At 65.4% G+C, this 3306-nt stretch carries 3 protein-coding genes and 1 pseudogene; 2 read left to right on the plus strand and 2 right to left on the minus strand.

The genetic code is table 11. From position 1 onward, the window contains the following. Window positions 1-183: pseudogene (locus Q1V43_RS13150) on the minus strand (aspartate aminotransferase); the annotation flags it as partial. Between the two features lie 130 nt (window positions 184-313). Next, window positions 314-1642, minus strand: coding sequence for an amidase family protein (locus Q1V43_RS13155; RefSeq protein WP_300518775.1), 1329 nt, complete (start codon window positions 1640-1642; stop codon window positions 314-316). A gap of 80 nt (window positions 1643-1722) precedes the next feature. On the opposite strand from Q1V43_RS13155, the gene Q1V43_RS13160 reads away from it, so the two are divergent. After that, on the plus strand, window positions 1723-2949 hold the full coding sequence (locus Q1V43_RS13160; RefSeq protein ID WP_300518778.1) for an FAD-dependent monooxygenase: 1227 nt from the start codon (window positions 1723-1725) through the stop codon (window positions 2947-2949). A gap of 186 nt (window positions 2950-3135) precedes the next feature. After that, on the plus strand, window positions 3136-3306 hold a 171-nt coding region (locus Q1V43_RS13165; RefSeq protein WP_300518781.1), incomplete at its 3' end, for a transposase.

A 3306-nucleotide genomic window follows, 5' to 3' on the forward strand; every position in this document is an offset into this window, starting at 1 on the left:
ATAATTCGCGAACCCGGCGGTGTTGTCCGCCAGCACGTCACCAACCCAGGAGGGAAAGGCATGTTTCGGCTCACCAATGGTCATATGCACGACATCGCCGCCCGGATCGTGATGATCCAGAAGGCTCCGCAGACGCGGAAACGCATATTCCGGTAGAGCGGCGAACCGCTTGGGATAGGTCATTCTGACCGCCTGATACTGCCTCATGTGCCGGGGTCATGCCGCCCCGTTTCACCCGAGGATAGCGGGCCTTCACGGCAGCGTCCAGAAAAAGCCCGCAAATTTCGCGGCTTGTGGTGGCGGGCTGTGGCTTTTAGGCCAATGCCCGCTCGGCCGCCGCCGCAAGGCGCAAAAGGCGATGATCGCTGCCCGGCGGGGTCAGTATCATCAATCCGGTCGACGGAACTCCGGTGGGCAGGCTCACGCCCGCCGAGCCCATCAGGTTCCCCACCCGGGTATTGCGCAGGGCCAGCAGGTTTTCGGTCACATAGTATTCGCTGTCGGTTTCCAGCCGCTCAAGGTTGGGTGGAAGGATTGGCGAACTGGGCAAAAGCACCGCATCGTATCCAGCAATCAGCTTGTGGAATTCAACCCTGAGCATGCGAAGGCGTTGCCAGGCACGGATGAATTCCACACCCGAGAACTGCCCGCCCGACCGGAAGCGTTCGCGGATTTCGCCGAACATCAGGTCTGGCTGCGCCTCGATCTGATCGCGCCAGGTGGCGTAGGCCTCGGTCGTAAAGAGCACCCCGGAAAGCGATAGCGCCTCGTCAACGCAGGTCAGGCGCTGGTGCCGCAGCTCGGCCCCGGCCTCCACCATCCGTCCGACCGCCCTATCGAAACCGGACATGGGGCCATCGCGCGCGTCATCCAACCCGTTCTCAAGCACCAGAAACCGTGTGCCCTGCAAGGACGCCCCCCGCAGGTCCGGTGCCGCTGCGCCCTCCAGCACACCCAGCATCAGCGCGGCATCCTCGACCGAGCGGCACAGCGGTCCGACCGTGTCGAAACTCGCCACCAGCGGCACGACACCCCGGGTGCTGAGCCGCCCGTGCGAGGTCTTGAGCCCCACCAGATCGTTCCAGGCCGAAGGGATGCGCACCGACCCCCCCGTGTCCGAGCCGATCCCGCAGGGCGCCAGGTTGAACGCGACCGAGGCCGCCGCCCCCGAGGAGGAACCGCCCGGTGCCGCACCGGGATCATTCACGCAAGGAGGCGTGGCTGTGATCGGGTTCACGCCAAGCCCGGAAAAGGCCAGCTCGCTCATATGCGTCTTGCCCAGACAGACCAGCCCGGCGGTGGCGGCATTGGCCAGCACCCGGGCATCGCGCGCAGGTACGCGCCCCTTCAGCAGCGCCGAGCCCGCCTCGGTCGCCACACCCGCACTGTCGAACAGGTCCTTCCAGCTGACGGGAACGCCGTCAAGCAGCCCCAGGCGCTGCCCCGCCTCCACGCGACGCTGTGCTGCCGCCGCCTCGGTCAGGGCACGGTCAGCAGTCACGCGGGCATAGATCCGCCCGGCCACCGGGCTCGCTGCAATCGCATCCAGATAGGTCCGGGTCAGCGCCACCGGGTCGATCTGCCCCGCGCCAATACCCCGGCCAAGGTCTGCCATGCTCATGCTCAGCCAGTTTGCGTCCATTCTGCCCTCCGCCGTTTCCGGCGACGGTACCCGCCCCACGGCGCATGGACAATCCCTGATACGGGCGTCAAAAAGGGAGCATGAAACTCGACAGTGATATCCTGATCGTTGGCGGCGGGCTGAACGGCCCGGCCCTTGCGCTGGCCCTGGGCGATACCGGCTTCAACGTAACCGTGGTGGACGCCCTGCCCAGGGGTGCGCGCGGGGAAGAGGCCTTCGACGGGCGCGGCTATGCGCTCGCCCTGGCCTCGCAGCGACTTTTAAAGGCGATCGGCGTCTGGTCCCGCGTGGGCGCAGACGCACAACCGCTTCTGGATATTCGTATCTCGGACGGCCGCGCCGGTGAAGGCCCCGGCCCTTTCGTGCTGGAATTCGACCATGCCGAGATCGACGAAGGCCCGATGGGCTACATGGTCGAGGATCGTTTCCTGTCCCGCGCCCTGCTGGAGGCGGTCGAGGCGCACCCGAAAGTCACCCTGATCGATGGCGACACCGTGGTGGCGCAGGACATCGGACCGGCCTCCGTCACCCTGGTGCTCGGCTCCGGCAGGACGCTGACCGGCCGCATGGTGGTGGGTTGCGACGGGCGCCGCTCGGGCACCTGCGAACGGGCCGGCATCGGGCGTACCGGACATGACTACGGCCAGACCTCGCTGGTCTGCGCCATCGACCATGAACTGCCCCACGGCGGCGTGGCGCACCAGTTCTTCATGCCCCCCGGACCACTGGCAATCCTGCCCCTGCCCGGCAACCAGAGCTCCATCGTCTGGACCGAAAGCCACACAGAGGCCGCACACATCCACGCGCTGGATGACGAAGGCTACCTGGCCGAACTGCGTCCCCGCTTCGGCTCGTTCCTGGGCGAAATCAGCCTGGCCGGAAAACGCTTTACCTATCCGTTGAACCTGACAGTCGCGAATGAATTCATCGCCGACCGTCTGGCCCTGGTGGGGGACGCTGCCCATGGCATGCACCCGATCGCTGGCCAGGGGCTGAACGCAGGGCTGAAGGACGTAGGCGCACTGGCCGAAGTTCTGACGGAAGCCAAACGGCGCGGCGAGGATTACGGCCGCATCGACGTGCTGGAGCGGTATCAGCAATGGCGTCGTTTCGACGTGGCCCAGATGGTGGCAGCGACCGAAGCCGCCAACCGGCTCTTTTCCAACGACAACCCGCTCCTGCGCACCGCCCGCGACATCGGCCTTGGCCTGGTCAACTCAGTGCCCGGCCTGCGCCGCGGCTTCATCAGGGAAGCCGCCGGTCTGACCGGAGACCTGCCCAGACTGCTGCAAGGCCGACAGATCTGACACGACGCAACACGCCGTCCCTTTCAGCTTTCACAAAATATCCTGGGGGTTTGGGGGTGAAACCCCCAATCACACAATCAAGCGTGGCGCAGCCTCTCCGCCCGGGAGCGATTAGGTTCTGTACTCATTAACTGGATTCCCAATTGTCGTTGTTTGTGATTCACTTTCCCGAACAGGAGGTGGATCATGGCACGTTTTGATTTGAGCGACGCGGAGTGGCGGATTATCCAGCCGCTCCTGCCGAACAAGCCGCGTGGGGTCGCGCGCGTCGATGACCGGACGGTACTGAACGGGATATTCTACATCCTGCGCACCGGCTCGCCCTGGCGCGATCTGCCCGAGCGATACGGCCCCTAC

The organism is Aliiroseovarius sp., from assembly GCF_030148435.1.
In the GTDB taxonomy this organism is placed as follows: Bacteria; Pseudomonadota; Alphaproteobacteria; order Rhodobacterales; family Rhodobacteraceae; genus JASBTN01.

Coding starts and splice junctions, on each gene's coding strand:
- Q1V43_RS13155 (WP_300518775.1), bottom strand. CDS start 1,642: ATGGACGCAAACTGGCTGAGCATGAGCATGGCAGACCTTGGCCGGGGT.
- Q1V43_RS13160 (WP_300518778.1), top strand. CDS start 1,723: ATGAAACTCGACAGTGATATCCTGATCGTTGGCGGCGGGCTGAACGGC.